This window comes from Pseudomonas sp. PDM20 (assembly GCF_014852575.3).
Taxonomy (GTDB): domain Bacteria; phylum Pseudomonadota; class Gammaproteobacteria; order Pseudomonadales; family Pseudomonadaceae; genus Pseudomonas.
Genome location: NZ_CM181224.1, coordinates 4,199,459 through 4,217,435 on the forward strand (window position 1 = coordinate 4,199,459; position 17,977 = coordinate 4,217,435).

Annotated in this window: 15 protein-coding genes; 11 read left to right on the forward strand and 4 right to left on the reverse strand. The window is 65.3% G+C overall.

Features of this window, described 5'->3' with window-relative positions; translation table 11 throughout:
- The first annotated feature begins 24 nt into the window (after positions 1-24).
- Positions 25-1,329 (forward strand): guanine deaminase, encoded by a 1,305-nt coding sequence (gene guaD, locus IB261_RS19070; protein WP_192381360.1) that lies wholly within the window; start codon positions 25-27, stop codon positions 1,327-1,329.
- Positions 1,330-1,538: 209 nt separating this feature from the next.
- Here guaD and IB261_RS19075 read toward each other — a convergent pair whose 3' ends face one another.
- Entirely contained in the window at positions 1,539-1,961 is a 423-nt protein-coding gene (locus IB261_RS19075; protein ID WP_192224347.1) for a universal stress protein, read from the reverse strand.
- Positions 1,962-2,125: 164 nt separating this feature from the next.
- Here IB261_RS19075 and IB261_RS19080 point away from each other — a divergent pair, with 164 nt between their 5' ends.
- The 4 genes from IB261_RS19080 to IB261_RS19095 all read left to right on the forward strand — a co-directional run bounded on the left by IB261_RS19080 (position 2,126) and on the right by IB261_RS19095 (position 7,326).
- On the forward strand, positions 2,126-3,049 hold the full coding sequence (locus tag IB261_RS19080) for a LysR family transcriptional regulator (protein WP_192381359.1): 924 nt from the start codon (positions 2,126-2,128) through the stop codon (positions 3,047-3,049).
- Between the two features lie 163 nt (positions 3,050-3,212).
- Positions 3,213-4,793, forward strand: coding sequence for an MFS transporter (locus IB261_RS19085; protein WP_192381358.1), 1,581 nt, complete (start codon positions 3,213-3,215; stop codon positions 4,791-4,793).
- A gap of 11 nt (positions 4,794-4,804) precedes the next feature.
- The gene (locus IB261_RS19090; protein ID WP_081518584.1) at positions 4,805-5,872 is read left to right on the forward strand and encodes an HlyD family secretion protein; all 1,068 of its coding nucleotides are present in this window, start codon (positions 4,805-4,807) and stop codon (positions 5,870-5,872) included.
- Positions 5,873-5,877: 5 nt separating this feature from the next.
- Positions 5,878-7,326, forward strand: a complete 1,449-nt coding sequence (locus IB261_RS19095) for an efflux transporter outer membrane subunit (RefSeq protein ID WP_318653039.1) — start codon at positions 5,878-5,880, stop codon at positions 7,324-7,326.
- 101 nt (positions 7,327-7,427) lie between these two features.
- On the opposite strand, the gene IB261_RS19100 is transcribed toward IB261_RS19095, so the two are convergent.
- Positions 7,428-8,204, reverse strand: a complete 777-nt coding sequence (locus IB261_RS19100) for a GntR family transcriptional regulator (RefSeq protein WP_017517526.1) — start codon at positions 8,202-8,204, stop codon at positions 7,428-7,430.
- A 395-nt stretch (positions 8,205-8,599) separates the two neighbouring features.
- Between IB261_RS19100 and IB261_RS19105 the strand changes: the two genes are divergently transcribed.
- On the forward strand, positions 8,600-9,946 hold the full coding sequence (locus IB261_RS19105; RefSeq protein ID WP_151187671.1) for an NCS2 family permease: 1,347 nt from the start codon (positions 8,600-8,602) through the stop codon (positions 9,944-9,946).
- A 103-nt stretch (positions 9,947-10,049) separates the two neighbouring features.
- On the opposite strand, the gene IB261_RS19110 is transcribed toward IB261_RS19105, so the two are convergent.
- Positions 10,050-11,846 (reverse strand): ATP-binding protein, encoded by a 1,797-nt coding sequence (locus IB261_RS19110; RefSeq protein ID WP_192381356.1) that lies wholly within the window; start codon positions 11,844-11,846, stop codon positions 10,050-10,052.
- A gap of 167 nt (positions 11,847-12,013) precedes the next feature.
- Positions 12,014-12,367, reverse strand: coding sequence for a hydroxyisourate hydrolase (uraH, locus tag IB261_RS19115; protein ID WP_081518587.1), 354 nt, complete (start codon positions 12,365-12,367; stop codon positions 12,014-12,016).
- Between the two features lie 409 nt (positions 12,368-12,776).
- Between uraH and puuE the strand changes: the two genes are divergently transcribed.
- The 5 genes from puuE to IB261_RS19140 all read left to right on the forward strand — a co-directional run bounded on the left by puuE (position 12,777) and on the right by IB261_RS19140 (position 17,931).
- Positions 12,777-13,712, forward strand: a complete 936-nt coding sequence (puuE, locus tag IB261_RS19120; protein ID WP_081518588.1) for an allantoinase PuuE — start codon at positions 12,777-12,779, stop codon at positions 13,710-13,712.
- A complete protein-coding gene (gene uraD / locus IB261_RS19125) occupies positions 13,709-14,224 on the forward strand; it encodes a 2-oxo-4-hydroxy-4-carboxy-5-ureidoimidazoline decarboxylase (RefSeq protein WP_081518589.1) in 516 nt (171 codons plus the stop codon). The genes puuE and uraD overlap by 4 nt, the downstream gene beginning before the upstream one ends.
- A 67-nt stretch (positions 14,225-14,291) precedes the next feature.
- Positions 14,292-14,798 (forward strand): ureidoglycolate lyase, encoded by a 507-nt coding sequence (locus tag IB261_RS19130; RefSeq protein WP_017517520.1) that lies wholly within the window; start codon positions 14,292-14,294, stop codon positions 14,796-14,798.
- Between the two features lie 53 nt (positions 14,799-14,851).
- Complete coding sequence (locus tag IB261_RS19135) at positions 14,852-16,186, forward strand: urate hydroxylase PuuD (protein ID WP_081518590.1); 1,335 nt, start codon at positions 14,852-14,854, stop codon at positions 16,184-16,186.
- 398 nt (positions 16,187-16,584) lie between these two features.
- Complete coding sequence (locus IB261_RS19140; protein ID WP_081518591.1) at positions 16,585-17,931, forward strand: nucleobase:cation symporter-2 family protein; 1,347 nt, start codon at positions 16,585-16,587, stop codon at positions 17,929-17,931.
- The last annotated feature ends 46 nt before the right edge of the window (positions 17,932-17,977 follow it).

Here is a 17,977-nt window from a genome sequence, read left to right on the forward strand (position 1 = left end):
CGAAACACGACTGAAGAGAGATCGATGAGCACTCAAGCCAAAGCCTACCGCGCCAGCATCCTGCACAGCGTCGCCGACCCGGCCGAAGTCGGCGTGGAGAAGTCCTACCAGTACTTCGAGGACGGCATCCTGCTGGTGGAAGACGGCAAGGTCGCCCGCCTCGGCCACGCTGCCGACCTGCTGCCGCAACTGGCTGGCGTCGAAGTGGTGGAATACCGCGACGCGCTGATCACCCCCGGCTTCATCGACACCCACATCCACTACCCGCAGACCGGCATGATCGCCTCCTACGGCGAGCAACTGCTGGACTGGCTGAACACCTACACCTTCCCCACAGAAAAGCAGTTCGCCGACCCGGCCCACGCCGCCGATGTCGCCGGCATCTTCCTCAAGGAACTGCTGCGCGCCGGCACCACCACCGCGCTGGTGTTCGGCACCGTGCACCCGCAGTCGGTGGACGCGCTGTTCGGCGCTGCGCAGAAGCTCGACCTGCGCCTGATCGCCGGCAAGGTGATGATGGACCGCAACGCGCCGGATTACCTGACCGACACCGCCGAAAGCAGCTACACCGACAGCAAGGCGCTGATCGAGCGCTGGCACGGCAAGGGCCGCCTGCTCTACGCAGTGACCCCGCGCTTCGCTCCTACCAGTACCCCGGAACAACTGGACGCCGCTGGCCGCCTGCTCAAGGAGCACCCGGGCGTCTATATGCACACGCACCTGTCGGAAAACCTCAAGGAAATCGAGTGGGTCAAGGAACTGTTCCCGGAGCGCAAGGGCTACCTGGATGTCTATGACCACCACGGCCTGCTGGGCCCGCGCTCGGTGTTCGCCCACGGCGTGCACCTGTGCGACGGCGAGTGCCAGCGCCTGTCCGAAACCGGCTCGGCTGTGGCCTTCTGCCCGACCTCCAACCTGTTCCTGGGTAGCGGCCTGTTCGACCTGGCCAAGCTTGAGAAGCACAAGGTCAAGGTCGGCCTGGGCACCGACGTCGGTGCCGGCACCAGCTTCTCCCAGCTGCAGTCGCTGAACGAGGCCTACAAGGTGATGCAGCTGCAGGGCATCAAGCTCGACCCGTTCAAGTCGCTGTACCTGGCCACCCTTGGCGGCGCCCGCGCGCTGGAGCTGGAGGACAAGGTCGGCAGCTTTGCGCAGGGCAACGAGGCCGACTTCGTGGTCCTCGACTACAAGGCCACCCCGCTGCTGGACTACCGCCTGCAGCAGGCGAAAACCCTGGAGGAGAAACTCTTCGCACTGGTCATCCTCGGCGACGACCGTACCGTGAAGGAAACCTTCGCGCACGGCCGCAACGTGCATCGCCGCGGCTGACCCCTTACGGCTCCGGCGCCGGGTCCTCGCTCAGGACCAACCCGGCGCCGGGGCCGCTTTTCTTTCCGGCACCCTTGCGCGGCAACCCCGCGTAAATCCACCCTGGTAGGAGCGCGCCATGCGCGCGATCGCGGGCATGGCCCGCTCCTACAAAGAGCCTCGGCGTTAGCCGGCAATATCGGAATCCGGTACGGAGCCAACAGGCGCTCCTACTCCCGCACCTCGACCAGCACCGGACATGGCGCCCGCTCGATCACCCGCTGCCCCACCGAGGGGTCCAGCAGCCGTTCGATACGCCCCAGGTGCCGGTGGCCGATCACGATCAGGTCGCACGCCAACCGTTCCGCCTCGCGCAGGATCGCCCGCGCCGGATCACCTGCCACCACAGCGCCCGAAGCATCGCCGGACTGCAACTGCGCCACCGCCTCGTCCACCAGCGTCTGTGCCTCGTGCTGTTCCTGCTCGGCCGGCGGGTACTCCAGGGCGTCCTCTCGCGGCATGGCAAAGGCGCGATCCACGGCGCAGACCACATGCACCTGGGCCCCGTTGCAGCGCGCCAGCTCGCCGGCGGTCGCGATGATGCGTGGCGACTGCGCCGCGCCGTCGATAGCCAGCAGAATCCGTTTGAACATGCCTTTCTCCTTCGTGAAACGAAATCCGCCGCCATTCTTCGGGCCACGGCGCGGAGCGTAAAGGCACGCAAAACGTAATGGACCATTGCATGAAACGCACGCTTGCCCATCGGGCCCGTCGCAATGGAACATGAATGGCACCGCGCCAACCCTCCGGAGTCGCCATGGCCTTGCCCGATCTCAACCTGCTGGTCGCCCTCAATATCCTGCTGGAAGAAGGCAGCGTGGTCGGCGCCGCGCGGCGCATGCACCTCAGCCCGCCAGCAATGAGCCGCACCCTGTCGCGCATCCGCGAGGCGGTGGGCGACCCGATCATGGTTCGCGCCGGGCGCAACCTGGTGCCGACGCCCCGTGCGCTGCAACTGCGCGAGGAAGTCAGCGACCTGGTGGAACACGCCATGCGCCTGTTCAACGCCAAGGAAAACCTGCGCATGGACCAGCTCGAACGCTGCTTCGTGCTGCGCTCCAACAACGTGCTGGTGGGCGGTTTCGCCTCGCGCATGCTGGCGGTGATGAAGGAAGAAGCGCCGCGCTGCAGCCTGCGCATCGCCCCGGAGGCCGACTTCGACGACGAAGCCCTGCGGCAGAACCGCATCGACCTGTACATCGGCAGCGCTTCCACGCTGGAACCGGAAATCCGCACGCAGACCCTGTTCACCACCAATTTCGTCGGCCTGGCGCGGCGCGACCATCCGATCTTCGACGACGAGATCACCGCCGAGCGCTTCGCCTCGTTTCCTCAGATCAGTGTGTCGCGGCGCGGCAAATCCCGTGGGCCGATCGACGAGGAACTCGCCAACCTGGGCCTGCAGCGGGAAATCCGCCTCACCGCGCCGACCTTTCACTCTTCGATCTTCGCGCTGCTGGAGTCCGACCTGGTGCTGCCCATTCCGGAGCACTCGCTATGGCGCCTGGACCGCCTGGGCTTCGCCCTGCGCCAGTTCGACATTCCGCTGCCGCTCAAATCGGTGGTGATCATCCAGGCCTGGCACCCGCGCTTCGACAATGACCCGGCGCACAGTTGGCTGCGGCAAACAGTGAAGCGCGTCTGCATCGAATTGCGCGAGAGCTCCGGTCTGCTGAGCTGAATGCGCATAAAGTGCACTGAACGCACTAATTAGCTGCAATCATTTCAATTTCCACAGCTATCACCCTTCCCTAGACTCGGTCGCAAATACCCGAGTTGATTCCTATGCCTTGCACATCACCGCCCAAGGGCGGCGGCATCGGCCATCCCCATGGAGGCCGGCCATGACCGCGCTCGCCCCGATTTCCGCCGCCAGCCCACAACCAGCGAAGCCTGCCGCACCGGTTGCCCAGCCATTCGGCCTGCGCATCGTGGTCGGCATGATCGGCGTACTGATCGCCTCCCTAAGCGCCGGCCTCAACGAAAAAGTCACCGACCTGGCCATGACCGACGTGCGTGGCGCGCTGTCCATCGGCCACGACGAAGGCACGTGGCTGATCGCCCTGTACTCGGCGGCGCAGGTCGCCGCCATGGCCTTCGCGCCCTGGTTCTCGGTCACCGTGTCGCTGCGACGCTTCACCCTAGGCGCCATCGCCTGCTTCGCCCTGCTCGCGTTGCTCTGCCCCTTCGCGCCGAATGTCGAGACGCTCTACCTGCTGCGCCTGCTGCAGGGCTTCGCCGGCGGTTGCATGCCGCCGATGCTGATGACCGTGGCACTGCGCTTCCTGCCGCCTGGGATCAAGCTCTACGGCCTGGGCGCCTACGCGCTGACCGCGACCTTTGCGCCGAACCTCGGCATGCCGCTGGCGGCGCTGTGGACCGAGTTCGTCGGCTGGCAGTGGGTGTTCTGGCAGGTCATCCCGCTCTGCGCAGTGGCGCTGGTCGCGGTCGCCTGGGGCATCCCGCAGGATCCGTTGCGTCTGGAGCGCCTGCGTCAGTTCGATTACCTCGGCCTGGCCCTCGGCCTGCCGGGCATCCTGATGCTGGTGATGGGCCTGCTGCAGGGCGAGCGCCTGGACTGGTTCGAATCCGACCTGATCAGCCTGCTGGTGATCGGCGGCGCCGGGCTGCTGGTGGCCTTCTTCATCAACGAGTGGACGCACCCGCTGCCCTTCTACCGCCTGGACATCCTCAAGCGGCGCAACTTCACCCACTCGCTGATCACCCTGGCCGGCGTGCTGGTGGTGCTCGGTGCGTGCGCTGGCGTACCGGCGTCCTACCTCGCCTCGGCCCACGGTTATCGCCCGCTGCAATCGGCACCCATGGCACTGCTGGTGGCGTTGCCGCAGCTGATCTCGCTGCCGCTGGTGGCCGCGCTGTGCAACATCCCACGAGTCGACTGCCGCTGGGTGCTGGCGATCGGCATCAGCCTGTGTGGGCTGTCGGCCTTCGGCATGAGCCAGCTGACCAGCGAGTGGACGCGGGAGAATTTCTACTGGCTGCTGGCGCTGCAGATCATCGGCCAGCCGATGGCCATCGTGCCGCTGCTGATGTCCGCCACCAGCGTCGTCGCGCCCATCGAAGGGCCCTTCGCCTCGGCCTGGTTCAACAGCGTGCGCGGCTTCTCGGCGGTGCTTGGCAGCGCCGTGGTGTCGATCCTGATGACCTGGCGCGAGCACTACCACTCCAACCGCCTGGTCGACCATCTGGGCAATGCCTCGCAAGCCCTCGGCCTGCGCCTGGAACAACTGGGCGGCGCCGAGAACATCGGCCGCCTGGCCGGCCAGGTGCGCGGCCAGGCCGGCGTGCTCGCCGCCTCCGACACGCTGCTGGCGATGTCCTGGCTGGCCGCCGCCCTGCTCGTCCTGATTCCCCTGATGCCGCTGCGGGTCTACCCGCCGCGCCCTGTCATTCCTAATCAATGAAAGGTCTGCCCATGTCGCAACTGAGCTCCCGTCGCGGCAGTCTGGCCCTGGTTGCCGTGCTGCTTCTCGCCCTCGTCGTCTACCTGCTGCTGCGCCTGCTGGGCCCCAGCCGCGAGCAGAGCACCGACGACGCTTACATCCATGCCGACTTCACCCTGGTCGCGCCGAAAGTCGCCGGCTTCATCGAGCAAGTGCTGGTGGAAGACAACCAGTCGGTGAAGGCCGGGCAGGTCCTGGCACGCATCGATGCACGCGACTACCGCGCCGCGCTGGAAGCCGCCGAGGCCGACGTGCTGGCCGCCGAGGCGCGTCATCACCACGTCGCCGCCGACCTCGAACGCCAGCAGGCGGTGATCGCCCAGAGCGCCGCCCAGGTGCAGGCCGATCAGGCCGCACTGACCTTTGCCGCGCAGGAGCTGAACCGCTACCAGCACCTCGCGACCCAGGGCGCCGGCACGCTGCAGAACGCCCAGCAGGCACGCTCGCGCGTCGACTCGGCGAAGGCCGTGCTGGACAAGGACAAGGCTGCCGCCCTCGCCGCCCGCAAGCAGCTCGACGTGCTGCTCGCCCAGCAGGCCGAGGCCCTCGGCGCACTGAAGCGTGGCCAGGCGCAACTGCAGCAGGCGCAACTCAACCTGTCGTACACCGAGATCCGCGCGCCCTTCGACGGCATGGTCGGCCGCCGCGCCGTGCGCGTCGGCGCCTACACCACGCCGGGCAATGCGCTGCTTGCGGTGGTGCCGCTGCAGAACGCCTACGTGGTCGGCAACTTCCAGGAAACCCAGCTGACCGAAGTGCAGCCCGGACAGCGTGTCGAGATCAGCATCGACACCTTCCCCGGCGAGAAGCTGCGCGGCCACGTCGACAGCATCGCCCCGGCCACCGGCCTGAGCTTTGCGCCCATCGCCCCGGACAACGCCACCGGCAACTTCACCAAGATCGTCCAGCGCATCCCGGTGAAGATCGTCCTCGACGCCGACCAGCCACTGCGCGACCGGCTGCGCGTGGGCATGTCGGTGATCGCGCGCATCGACACCGGCAAGCACACCAAGGCCGAGCAGAAGGTAGCCGTACAATGACCGCCGTGCGCACGTCCCCGCTCTTGGTGCTAGGGAGCATCGCCCTGCTCGCGCTCGGCGCCTGCAGCGTCGGCCCGGACTTCCAGCGCCCGGACGATGCCGACGCGGTGGACTGGTCCGCCCGGCGCGGCGACGCACCGAGCCAGACTCTCGATGCGCCGCTGGAAGCGCAGTGGTGGACGCTGCTGGGCGACCCGCAGCTCAACGACCTGCAACACCGCGTGGCGGATGCCAACCTCGACCTGCGCGAAGCCGACGCGCGCCTGCAGCAGAGCCGGGCGATCCGCCAGGCACTGGGCGGCGATGCCGTGCCCAACGTCGGCGCGGACCTGGGCTACCAGCGCAAGCGCAACAGCGAGGCCGGCCTGAGCGACCCGTCCGGCAAAGCCGGCAAGGACAACTTCAACCAACTCGACGGTGGCTTCGACCTGTCCTGGGAGCTGGACTTCTGGGGCCGTGTGCGCCGCGAGCTGGAAGCCGCCGACGCCAACGTCCAGGCCACCGAGGAAAGCCGTCGCGACGTGCTGGTCTCGGTGCTTGCCGAGACCGCACGCAACTACCTGCAACTGCGCGCCGAACAGGACCTGGAAGCGATCATCCGCGGCAACCTGGAGATTGCCCAGCGCAGCCTGGAGCTGACCCGCCTGCGCCGCGCCGATGGCGTCGCCACCGAACTCGACGTGGCAGAAGCGTTGACCCAGGTCTCCAGCATCGAAGCGCGCCTGCCCGATAGCCAGAAGCGCCAGGCGCGACTGATCAACGCCCTGGGCTACCTGCTCGGCGAAGCGCCCGGTGCGCTACAGGCGGAACTCGCCCAGGCCAAACCGGTGCCGCAACCGCCGCGTGGAGTGCCGGTCGGCCTGCCGTCGGAACTGGCCCAACGACGCCCGGACATCCGCCGCGCCGAAGCCGCGCTGCATGCCGCCACCGCCAGCATCGGCGTGGCCAAGGCGGACTTCTACCCGCGCATCAGCCTCAACGGCAGCTTCGGCTTCCAGGCGCTGCAACTGTCGAATTTCGGCGACTGGAACAGCCGCACCTTCGGCATCGGCCCGAGCCTGTCGCTGCCGGTCTTCGAGGGCGGTCGCCTGAAGGGCATGCTCGCCCTGCGCGAGGCGCAGCAGCAGGAATCGGCCATCGCCTACCGCCGCACCGTGCTCAACGCCTGGCGGGAAGTGGACGACGCACTGACCGACTACGCCGCCGACCAGCGTCGCCTGGCGAGCCTGGATACGGCCGCCGAGCATGGCCGCACCGCACTGACCAATGCCCGTGAGCAATACAAGGCCGGCGCGGTGGACTTCCTCAACGTGCTCAACGCCCAGCGCGAACTGCTGGCCACCGAGGAACAACAGGTGCGCAGCCGCGAAGCGGTGGCGACCACCCTGGTGCTGCTCTACAAGTCCCTCGGCGGTGGCTGGCAGCAGTCGGAGGAAAGCGCGCGGAATCTGTAGGAGCGGGCATGCCCGCGATTGCGCCCATCGGGCGTTCCTGCGGGGAGCCCCCAGGAAACGAAAAAGCCCCGCATCTGCGGGGCTTTTTTCTGGCTCGGTGATCAGGCCGCCGAGTCGGCGTCGGCCTTGCTGCGGCGCGGCTTCTTCTTGCCGGCCAGCAGGTGCGAGAACACCGCGTGCAGGTCGCCGGAGGCGCCGTCCACGTCCAGGTTCAGCTTGTCGTCGATGTGCGCCATGTGGTGCATCATCAGGGTCACGGCCTTTTCCTTGTCGCCCTTCTCGATGGCGTCGAGGATCTCGTTGTGCTCGTCGAACGAGCAGTGCGAGCGGCCGCCGCTTTCGTACTGGGCGATGATCAGCGAGGTCTGCGACACCAGGCTGCGCTGGAAGACCACCAGCGGGGCATTCTTCGCCATCTCGGCGAGCTTCAGGTGGAATTCGCCGGAGAGGCGGATGCCGGCGCCGCGGTCGCCGCGGGCAAAGCTGGATTGCTCCTGTTTCACCATGTCGCGCAGCTCGGCGAGGGTATCGCTGCTGGCGTTGTCCACGGCCAGTTCGGTGATCGCGCGCTCGACGGTGCGGCGGGCGAAGAGGATCTGCCGGGCTTCGTCGATGCTCGGGCTGGCCACCACGGCGCCACGGTTCGGACGCAGCAGCACGACCTGTTCGTGGGCCAGGCGCGACAGGGCGCGACGGATGATGGTGCGGCTGACGCCGAAGATTTCACCGAGGGCCTCTTCGCTCAGCTTGGTGCCGGGCGCCAGGCGCTGTTCGAGGATGGCGTCGAAGATGTGCGCATAGACGATCTCGTCCTGAGTGCCGCTGCGCGCCTTGCCATTGCGCGGCTGCTTCCTGATCTGTTGCAACTGGTCGGTCATCGGAGTCGAACCCTGCTCAGCCGGGTTGAACCGGCGCGAAATCCGTGGGGGCATGAGTGGAGCTGGCCGCGGGCCAGGCATGGGGCACAGTGTACACAAAGTGGCCACTATCGTGCAGCCGTCACGAGCGACTCCCCATCAACCCCAAGGCCGCGCGGCACAGGAGCCTGGCGAAGGTCAGCGTGCGACCATTCCGACGCTTTGCTTGTAAAAATCTTTCAGCAAGACACTAAACATTATTTGAACTTTTTGTACACAACTGCATAATCGCGGCGTGACTTCCTGACCCAAAGGTCAACATTCACACCCTCACAACTCTTTCCGTTAGCGCAAGGGACGCAGGTGAACCAGCCGACGGCAAGGGACCAACAACAAGAGCGTTGAGGAGTACCGCTGTGGAAAGCACCAAACAAGAACAACAAGCCTTTGCAACCAGCCCGCCTGCTACCGGCCTGCTCGAACGCCTGTTCAAGCTCAGCCAGCACGGCACCACCGTGAAGACCGAACTCGCCGCAGGTCTCACGACCTTCATCACCATGGCGTACATCATCTTCGTCAACCCCAACATCATGGCCGACGCCGGCATCGACCACGGCGCCGCCTTCGTCGCGACTTGCCTTGCCGCGGCGCTCGGTTGCTTCCTGATGGGCCTGTACGCCAACTGGCCGGTGGGCCTGGCGCCGGGCATGGGCCTCAACGCCTTCTTCACCTACACCGTGGTCAAGACCATGAACTACAGCTGGGAGATCGCGCTGGGCGCGGTGTTCATCTCCGGCATCGCCTTCATGATCCTGACCTTCTCGCGCATCCGCGAATGGCTGCTCAACAGCATCCCGGTCAGCCTGCGCTTCGCCATGGGCGCCGGCGTCGGCCTGTTCCTCGGGCTGATCGGCCTGAAGACCGCCGGCATCGTGGTCGCCAGCCCCGCCACCCTGGTTCACCTGGGTGACCTGACCAGCCCCGGCCCGCTGCTCGCCGCGATCTGCTTCCTGATGATCGCCGTGCTGGAATACCGCCGTGTGTTCGGCGGCATCCTGATCAGCATCCTCACCGTCACCGTGGCCGGCATCGCGCTGGGCATCGTCCAGTTCGGCGGCGTGTTCTCCATGCCTCCGAGCCTGGCGCCGACCTTCATGGCGATGGACATTTCCGGCGCGTTCAACGTCACCATGATCAGCGTGATCCTGGCCTTCCTCTTCGTGCACATGTTCGACACCGCCGGCACCCTGATGGGCGTTGCCCAGCGTGCGCATCTGGTGCGTGAAGACGGTCGCATCGAGAACCTGTCGAAAGCCATGAAAGCCGACAGCACCTCCAGCGCCTTCGGCGCGGTGCTCGGCGTGCCGCCGGTGACCAGCTACGTGGAAAGCGCTGCGGGCGTCGCCGCCGGTGGCCGCACCGGCCTGACCGCTGTGGTGGTGGGTGTATTGTTCGTCGCCGCGATGTTCTTCGCCCCGCTGGCCGGCATGATCCCCGCCTACGCCACCGCCGGCGCGCTGATCTACGTCGCCATGCTGATGATGGGCGGCATGGCCCACATCGACTGGAACGAGCACACCGAGACCATCCCGGCCATCGTCACCGTGATCATGATGCCGCTGACCTTCTCGGTCGCCGACGGCATCGCGCTGGGCTTCGTGACCTACGTGGCGATGAAGGTCTTCACCGGCCGCCACAAGGACGTGACCATCAGCCTGTATGCGCTGTGCGCAATCTTCGTGGCCAAGTTCATCTTCCTCTGAGTCTCTGCTACGCACGATAAAAAAGGCCCCGGCGATTGCCGGGGCCTTTTTGTTTCGCCGTGCGGGGCCGTGGCCATCCCGATCGGAGCGAGGCGGTATTGGCTCAGCCTTCCACAGCAGGCAACAGCAGCCTGATGCTGAACTCGGTGCCGACTCCAGGGCGGCTGCTCATGGTCAGTTCACCTCCCATCAGCTCGACCAGGCTGCGCGACAGGGCCAGCCCCAGGCCAGTGCCACCACGGCGCACCCGCTCGCCCTTCAACGGCGTGGTAAAGGGCTCGAACAGGGTTTCCTGTTCTTCCAGCGGAATGCCCACGCCGGTGTCAATGACATCCAGCTGGACCTCCACCATGCCCTCCCCGCTACCGCGCGCGCGCAGCCGCAAAATGATGGCCCCATGATCGGTGAATTTCAGCGCATTGCTGAGCAGGTTGTTCAGCACCTGCCGCAGGCGCATCGGATCGCACCAGACCCGGGGCTGCAAGGCCAGACTGAAATCCGCGTCCAGCGACAGTCCTTTCGCCATCGCCGGCTCAGCCAGCATATCCAACTGACGCTGCGCGAGCGCTTTCAGGTCCACCTCTTCCGGCGCCAGCTGGAGCCGCCCCAGGTCTGCGCGGCTGAGCAGATTCAGGTCGTCCAGCATGTGCAGCATGTTCTCCGCCATGCTGCGCGCCACCTGTAACGGCTCGACACGCCGCGCAGGATCATCCTGGTTCAGCGCCATGCCGATCATCGCCAGGATATTCTGCAGCGGCCCCTGCAACTCGCTGCCCATGCTCGCGAGGAACAACCCCTTGCCCCGACTGATGGTGCCAATCCGAGCGTTGGCATTGCGCAGTCCGCGAATCACATTGTCCTGGTGGGTGATATCGACGACACCGCTCAACACACCCAGCAGGGCGTCCTGCTCGTCCCGGTAGGGCCTTGCCCAGACGTGAATCACCTGGCGATTCTGAGCGCCCTGGAATTCGACATCCCAGTCCAGGCTCTCACCCTTGCCGACCGCTGCGAGGAAGCGCTCCTGCAGCAGCCGCGCCTCGTCAGTGCTGGCGAATACGCCCAACTCCGACCAGGTGCTGCCGATAACCTCTTCGCGTGTTCTACCCAAGGCTTCCAGCGAAGCATCACTGCAGTACTGGATGCGACCGTCCAGCCCGCGCAGGCTGATCGGATACGGAATGGATTCCATGAACTTGCGCAACAGGCCCAGCTCGCGATGCTGTGCCTCGTCCAGCTCGGGCATTGCGCTACCGGGCTCTTCCCTGGCACCGCCCTCCACCAATCCATGTCGGCGACCGATATCGATCAGCTCGACCAGAGACTTGGCGTGCAGCTTCTGCATCAGCCGCACCTTGTAGGTGCTCACGGTCTTGTCGCTGATGGCCAGCTGGTCGGCGATGGCGATGTTGCTCAAGCCTCGCGCCAGTAGCTGCAGGACGCTGAGTTCGCGGACCGACAGCCCCTTGATCAGTTCGCCATGCCCGGCCTCTTCTGCCGCGCTGACACTGCCCAGCGCGTGGCTGGGGAAATAACTGTGCCCCTGGGCGATGGCCCGCACCGCTTCGCGCACTGCCTGGGGGTTCTCCTGCTTGCTGACGAAACCGGCGGCGCCGGCAGTCAGGCAGCGCCCGGCGAAGTACTCGGAGTCCTGTGAAGTGAGCACCAGCACCTTGACGGGGGATTCCTGTGCCACCAGGCGCTGCAGGACCTCCAGCCCACCCAGGCGTGGAATCGACAGTTCGAGGATCATCAGGTCCGGCTTGCATACCCGCACCTGGTGCAGTGCATCGGGCCCGTTGTCCGCCTCGCCGACGACCTCGTGCCGATCCGCTTCCATCATCAGCCGCAGCGCGTGACGGGTCACCGGTTGTTCATCGACGATCAGAATCCTGCTCATACCACTCCTCGAAACGGATTTTTCCCTCCTTTCTTCTAGTCCAAATGTGCCCATCCCGCCCGTACGTTCTCAGCAATAGTGCGTACGACAGGCAAAAAAAAGCCCGCAGTGTGGGCGGGCTGAGGAAGACTCCACGAAGAGTCCGGGGGAAGACCTACGGGCGGGGACTAGCTGCCGCGATAGGTGGAATAGCTGTAGGGGGAAATCAGCAGCGGCACATGGTAGTGGTCGCTTTCCGAGGCGATGCCAAAGCGCAGCACGACCTGGTCGAGGAATGCCGGCTGGGGCAGCTCGACGCCACGGGCGCGGTAATAGTCGCCAGCGTTGAACAGCAGCTGGTAAACGCCGGCGCGGAAGTCGTCGCCCTGCAGCAGCGGCTCGTCGCAGCGGCCATCGTCGTTGGTCACGCGGGTGGCGATCAGTTCCAGCTGCTGGCCTTCGACGCGGAACAGCTCGATCTTGATGCCATGGCCGGGGCAGCCGTGGGCGGAATCCAGTACGTGAGTGGTCAGGCGTCCCATGGGCTTAACGGTGTCCTGCGGCGGAGCCGGCCGACACCTTCCTCCTCTGTCTTGTTGATGCGAATGAGCGGGTCGCCATCGAAGCGGCCCGCGGGTGCGTTTGGTGAAGCGAATATACCCAGCGGCACAATTGATTGTATACAAAAAACTGATTCAATCCTGCAAAAAGCCCCTGCAGCGCCAACCGACACCCTGGTGCCAGACAGCTGGTAAACCCGCCTCAGGGCGCGCCAGAACAGAGCACACCCGGCATCTACGCCCTGTCGAACGCTGGCGAAAGGAATGAAACGACCGTTGCACAGATTGTATTTACAGACCGCTCCACATTTTGTATACAATGCACCCATCAACGGCAGCGCACAGTCCACCGACCCGGCGCCGACCGCCAACCACAAGAAGGAACACTGCAGTGAGCGCTGACTACCCACGCGACCTGATCGGTTACGGCAACAACATCCCCCATCCGCACTGGCCGAACGATGCGCGCATCGCCCTGTCCTTCGTCCTCAACTATGAAGAAGGCGGCGAACGCAACATCCTCCATGGCGACGCCGAATCCGAAGCCTTCCTCTCCGAAATGGTTGCTGCCCAGCCGCTCAAGGGCGAGCGCAACATGTGCATGGAATCGCTGTACGAATACGGCAGCCGTGCTGGCGTGTGGCGCCTGCTCAAGCTGTTCCGCAAGTATGACCTGCCGCTGACCGTGTTCGCCGTGGCCATGGCCGCCCAGCGCCACCCCGAGGCGATCCGCCAGATGGTCGCCGACGGCCACGAGATCTGCAGCCACGGCTACCGCTGGATCGACTACCAGTACATGGACCCGGAGCAGGAGCGCGAGCACATGTTCGAGGCCGTGCGCATCCTCACCGAGCTGACCGGCCAGCGGCCGCAGGGCTGGTACACCGGCCGCCTGGGCCCGAACACCCGGCGCATCGTCCGCGAAGACGGCAACTTCCTCTACGACTCCGACACCTACGACGACGACCTGCCCTACTGGGACCCGGCGAGCACCGCCGAGAAACCGCACCTGGTGATCCCCTACACCCTGGACACCAACGACATGCGCTTCACCCAGGTGCAGGGCTTCAACAAGGGCGACGACTTCTTCGAGTACCTCAAGGACGCCTTCGACGTGCTCTACGCCGAGGGTGCCGAGGGCGCGCCGAAGATGCTCTCCATCGGCATGCACTGCCGCCTGCTGGGCCGTCCGGCGCGTATGGCCTCGCTGGAGCGTTTCATCCAGTACGTTAAGGGTCACGAGAAGGTGTGGATCACCCGTCGCGTCGACATCGCCAAGCACTGGCACGAGAACCACCCGTACAAAGCGCAGGAGAACCAGGCATGAGCCGCTTCCAGACCCTGACCCCGGCCAGCCTCGACCGCGCCGCCTTCGTCGCCACCTTCGCCGACATCTACGAGCACTCCCCGTGGGTCGCCGAGAAAGCCTATGACCTGGGCGTCGACGAAAGCCTGAACGACATCGAACTGCTGCAGCAGCGCATGGCCGACATCCTCCTGTCCGCCAGCCACGATGCCCAACTGGCGCTTATCAACGCGCACCCGGACCTCGCCGGCAAGGCCGCCGTACGTGGCGAACTGACCGCCTCGAGCACCGCCGAACAGGCCGGCGCCGGCATCCAGGACTGCACCGCCGAGGAGTTCGCCCGCTTCACCGAACTCAACGACGCCTACAAGGCCAAGTTCGGCTTCCCCTTCATCAAGGCGGTGAAGGGCAGCAACCGCCACCAGATCCTGGCCGCGTTCGAAGAGCGCATCCACAACACGCCGGAGCAGGAGTTCCAGACCGCCCTGGCGGAGATCAACAAGATCGCGATGTTCCGCCTGCAGCAGCTCTGAGCGAGCGGACCTTCACTCCCTGTCCCAGCGACGGGGCCAATGCGAACAACGAAAAAGAAGACCAGCCATGCGTACCCTGAAGATCGAGCCGTTGACCAAGGAAGCCTTCGCACCGTTCGGTGATGTCATCGAAACCGAAGGCAGTGACTTCTTCATGATCAACAACGGTTCCACCCGCCGTTATCACAAGCTCGCCACCGTCGAAACGGCGCAGCCCGATGACAAGGCGATCATCAGCATCTTCAGCGCCGAATCCCTGGAGATGCCCTTGCGCATCCGCATGCTGGAACGTCACCCGCAGGGCAGCCAGGCGTTCATTCCGCTGCTCGGCAACCCATTTCTGATCGTGGTCGCGCCAGTTGGCGATGTACCTGTATCGGGTCTCGTCCGCGCTTTCCTGTCCAACGGCAAGCAGGGCGTCAATTACCACCGCGGCGTCTGGCACCACCCGGTGCTGACGATCGAAAAGCGGGATGACTTCCTGGTGGTCGATCGCAGCGGTTCTGGCAACAACTGCGACGAGCATTTCTTCACCGAGGACGAACAGCTCCTCCTCGACCCCCAAGCGAACTAATAAGAGAGGCCCGCGCAGCGCGACGGCGATGCCCGGGCAAGAGGTAAAAAACTGTGGAAGCACATCTCATCGAATGGCTGAACCTGCTGGTCCGCTGGATCCACATGATCGTGGGTATCGCGTGGATCGGCGCCTCGTTCTACTTCGTCTGGCTGGAAAACAACCTCAACCGCGCCAACCCGCGCGAGGGGCTTTCCGGTGACCTATGGGCGATCCATGGTGGCGGCATCTACCACCTGGAGAAGTACAAGCTCGCCCCGCCGAAAATGCCGGACAACCTGCACTGGTTCAAATGGGAGGCCTACTCCACCTGGATGTCGGGTGTCTGCCTGCTGACCATCGTGTTCTACCTGAACCCGACCCTGTACCTGATCGCTCCGGGCAGCGACCTCGCTCCGGCCGCCGCCGTGGCCATCGGCATCGGCTCGCTGATCGCCGGCTGGTTCGTCTACAGCACCCTGTGCGACTCCCCGCTGGGCAAGAAACCCGCCCTGCTCGGCGCCATCCTGTTCGGCCTGCTGGTCCTCGCCGCCTACCTGCTCAGCCAGGTGTTCAGCGGTCGCGGTGCGTACCTGCACGTGGGCGCCATCATCGGCACCATCATGGTGGGCAACGTGTTCCGCGTGATCATGCCGGCCCAGCGCGCGCTGGTTAAGGCCATCGAGGAAGGCCGCGAGCCCGACCCGGTACTGCCGGCCAAAGGCCTGCTGCGTTCGCGCCACAACAACTACTTCACCCTGCCGGTGCTGTTCATCATGATCAGCAACCACTTCCCGAGCACTTACGGCAGCCACTACAACTGGCTGATCCTGACCTGCATCGCGGCGCTGGCGGTGATCGTGCGTCACTACTTCAACACCCGCCACAATGGCAACGGCATGGCCTGGGCCCTGCCCGCCGGCGCCGTCGGCATGATCGCCCTGGCCTTCGTCACCGGCCCGAACCTCCCCAGCAGCGATAACACTGCCAGCGCCCAGCCGGCGAAAGTGGAGTACCAGCCGCTGCCGGAAACCGCCATCGGCGGCAAGACCCCGGCCGAGCGCGCCAAGGACGAGGAAGCCGCCAAGGCTGCCGCTGCCCAGCAGGCCCAGGCTGCTCCAGCCCAGGCGTCCACTGCCGGCTCGACCGAAGGCTTCGACAAGGTTCACCACGTCATCCAGGAACGCTGCGCCGTGTGCCACTCGGCCAAGCCGACCAGCAACCTGTTCAGCACCGCGCCGGCTGGCGTGATGTTCGACACCCCGCAGCAGATCCAGCAGCTCGCCCCGCGCATCCAGGCGCAGGCCGTGGCCTCGCAGGTGATGCCGCTGGGTAACATCACCCAGATGACCCCGGAAGAGCGCAAGCTCGTCGGAGACTGGATCTCCAGGGGCGCCCAGGTTAATTGAGCCTGCGGCACGGCCAGAGAAACCGCACCTTCGGGTGCGGTTTTTTTATGCCCGCAGATCGGTATTTCCCTGCAGGAGCGGGCCATGCCTGCGATCGCCCGCATGGCGCTCCTACAGGTTGGGCCGAATGCTGAAACAAAAAATGTAGTCCACTCGACCAATGGCTACAGAATTACCGAAGCCAGGAAACATGCGGCCTAGAGCCATGCAGCACCATGGAGACAAAACGTGACCGACGAGTTGTATACAAAAATCGATTGAACGTAATACACATCGCGTTTATAAAGTCCCGCACCGCTTCACCCGCTCGGCCCCGGGGGTGAGATCGGCCAGTACTTCCCGGTTGTCGTGCCCGTCCGGCAACCAGCGACTGACAACAATAAAAACCGAGGTGTTGCATGTCCGTGGTAACTGAGCGCTCCCATACCGGCTCGCCCGTCGACCAGCGTTTGCCCTTGCTGCAACTGCTGCTGGTCGGCTTCCAGCACGTTCTCCTGATGTATGGCGGCGCCGTCGCCGTCCCGCTGATCGTCGGCCAGGCCGCCGGTCTCTCCCGCGAAGAAATCGCCTTCCTGATCAACGCCGACCTGCTGGTCGCCGGCATCGCCACGCTCGTGCAATCGCTCGGCATCGGCCCGGTGGGCATCCGCATGCCGGTGATGATGGGCGCCAGCTTCGCCGCCGTCGGCAGCATGGTGGCCATGGCCGGGATGCCCGGCGTGGGCATGACCGGCATCTTCGGCGCCACCATCGCCGCGGGGTTCTTCGGCATGGTCATCGCGCCGTTCATGAGCCGCATCGTGCGCTTCTTCCCGCCCCTGGTGACCGGCACCGTGATCACCTCCATCGGCATGTGCCTGTTCCCGGTGGCGATCAACTGGGCCGGTGGCGGCAAGGCAGCCGCCAATTTCGGCGCCATCGAATACCTCGCCCTGTCGTCCTTCGTGCTGGCGGTGATCCTGCTGATCAACCGCTTCATGAAGGGCTTCTGGGTCAACGTCTCTGTGCTGATCGGCATGCTGCTGGGCTACATCATCGGCGCCAGCATGGGCATGGTCAGCCTGGACGGCATCGAGCAGCGCCCGTGGTTCGACGTGGTCACTCCGCTGCATTTCGGCACGCCGGAGTTCCACCTCGCCCCGGTGCTGTCCATGTGCCTGGTGGTGGTGATTATCTTCGTCGAGTCCACCGGCATGTTCCTCGCGCTGGGCAAGATCACCGAGACCGAAATCTGCCCCAACCGCCTGCGCCGCGGCCTGCTGTGCGACGCCGGCGCATCGTTCATCGCCGGCTTCATGAACACCTTCACCCATTCCTCGTTCGCCCAGAACATCGGCCTGGTGCAGATGACCGGCGTGCGCAGCCGCTATGTCACCGCCGCCGCCGCGCTGTTCCTGATCGCCCTGTCGCTGCTGCCCAAGGCCGCCTTCCTGGTCGCCTCGATCCCGCCGGCGGTGCTGGGTGGTGCCGGTATCGCCATGTTCGGCATGGTCGCCGCCAGCGGCATTCGCATCCTCCACGAAGCGGACATCGTCGACCGCCGCAACCAGCTGCTGGTGGCGGTGAGCATTGGCATGGGAATGGTGCCGGTGGTGCGCCCGGACTTCTTCGCCGCCCTGCCCCAGTGGATGGAGCCGATCACCCACAGCGGCATCGCGATGACCGCGATCTGGGCCGTGGTGCTGAACATCCTCTTCAACATCCTCGGCGAACAAGGCCGCGACGCCCTCTGCGGGCATCACTGAGTCCCTTTCGCGGGCGTCTCCCGGACGCCCGCACCAAGCCGCGTCC

What these genes read in the sequence shown, in the direction of transcription:
- guaD (WP_192381360.1), top strand. Translation starts at nt 25, where the DNA reads ATGAGCACTCAAGCCAAAGCCTACCGCGCCAGCATCCTGCACAGCGTC.
- IB261_RS19075 (WP_192224347.1), bottom strand. Translation starts at nt 1,961, where the DNA reads ATGTTCAAACGGATTCTGCTGGCTATCGACGGCGCGGCGCAGTCGCCA.
- IB261_RS19080 (WP_192381359.1), top strand. Translation starts at nt 2,126, where the DNA reads ATGGCCTTGCCCGATCTCAACCTGCTGGTCGCCCTCAATATCCTGCTG.
- IB261_RS19085 (WP_192381358.1), top strand. Translation starts at nt 3,213, where the DNA reads ATGACCGCGCTCGCCCCGATTTCCGCCGCCAGCCCACAACCAGCGAAG.
- IB261_RS19090 (WP_081518584.1), top strand. Translation starts at nt 4,805, where the DNA reads ATGTCGCAACTGAGCTCCCGTCGCGGCAGTCTGGCCCTGGTTGCCGTG.
- IB261_RS19100 (WP_017517526.1), bottom strand. Translation starts at nt 8,204, where the DNA reads ATGACCGACCAGTTGCAACAGATCAGGAAGCAGCCGCGCAATGGCAAG.
- IB261_RS19110 (WP_192381356.1), bottom strand. Translation starts at nt 11,846, where the DNA reads ATGAGCAGGATTCTGATCGTCGATGAACAACCGGTGACCCGTCACGCG.
- uraH (WP_081518587.1), bottom strand. Translation starts at nt 12,367, where the DNA reads ATGGGACGCCTGACCACTCACGTACTGGATTCCGCCCACGGCTGCCCC.
- uraD (WP_081518589.1), top strand. Translation starts at nt 13,709, where the DNA reads ATGAGCCGCTTCCAGACCCTGACCCCGGCCAGCCTCGACCGCGCCGCC.
- IB261_RS19130 (WP_017517520.1), top strand. Translation starts at nt 14,292, where the DNA reads ATGCGTACCCTGAAGATCGAGCCGTTGACCAAGGAAGCCTTCGCACCG.
- IB261_RS19140 (WP_081518591.1), top strand. Translation starts at nt 16,585, where the DNA reads ATGTCCGTGGTAACTGAGCGCTCCCATACCGGCTCGCCCGTCGACCAG.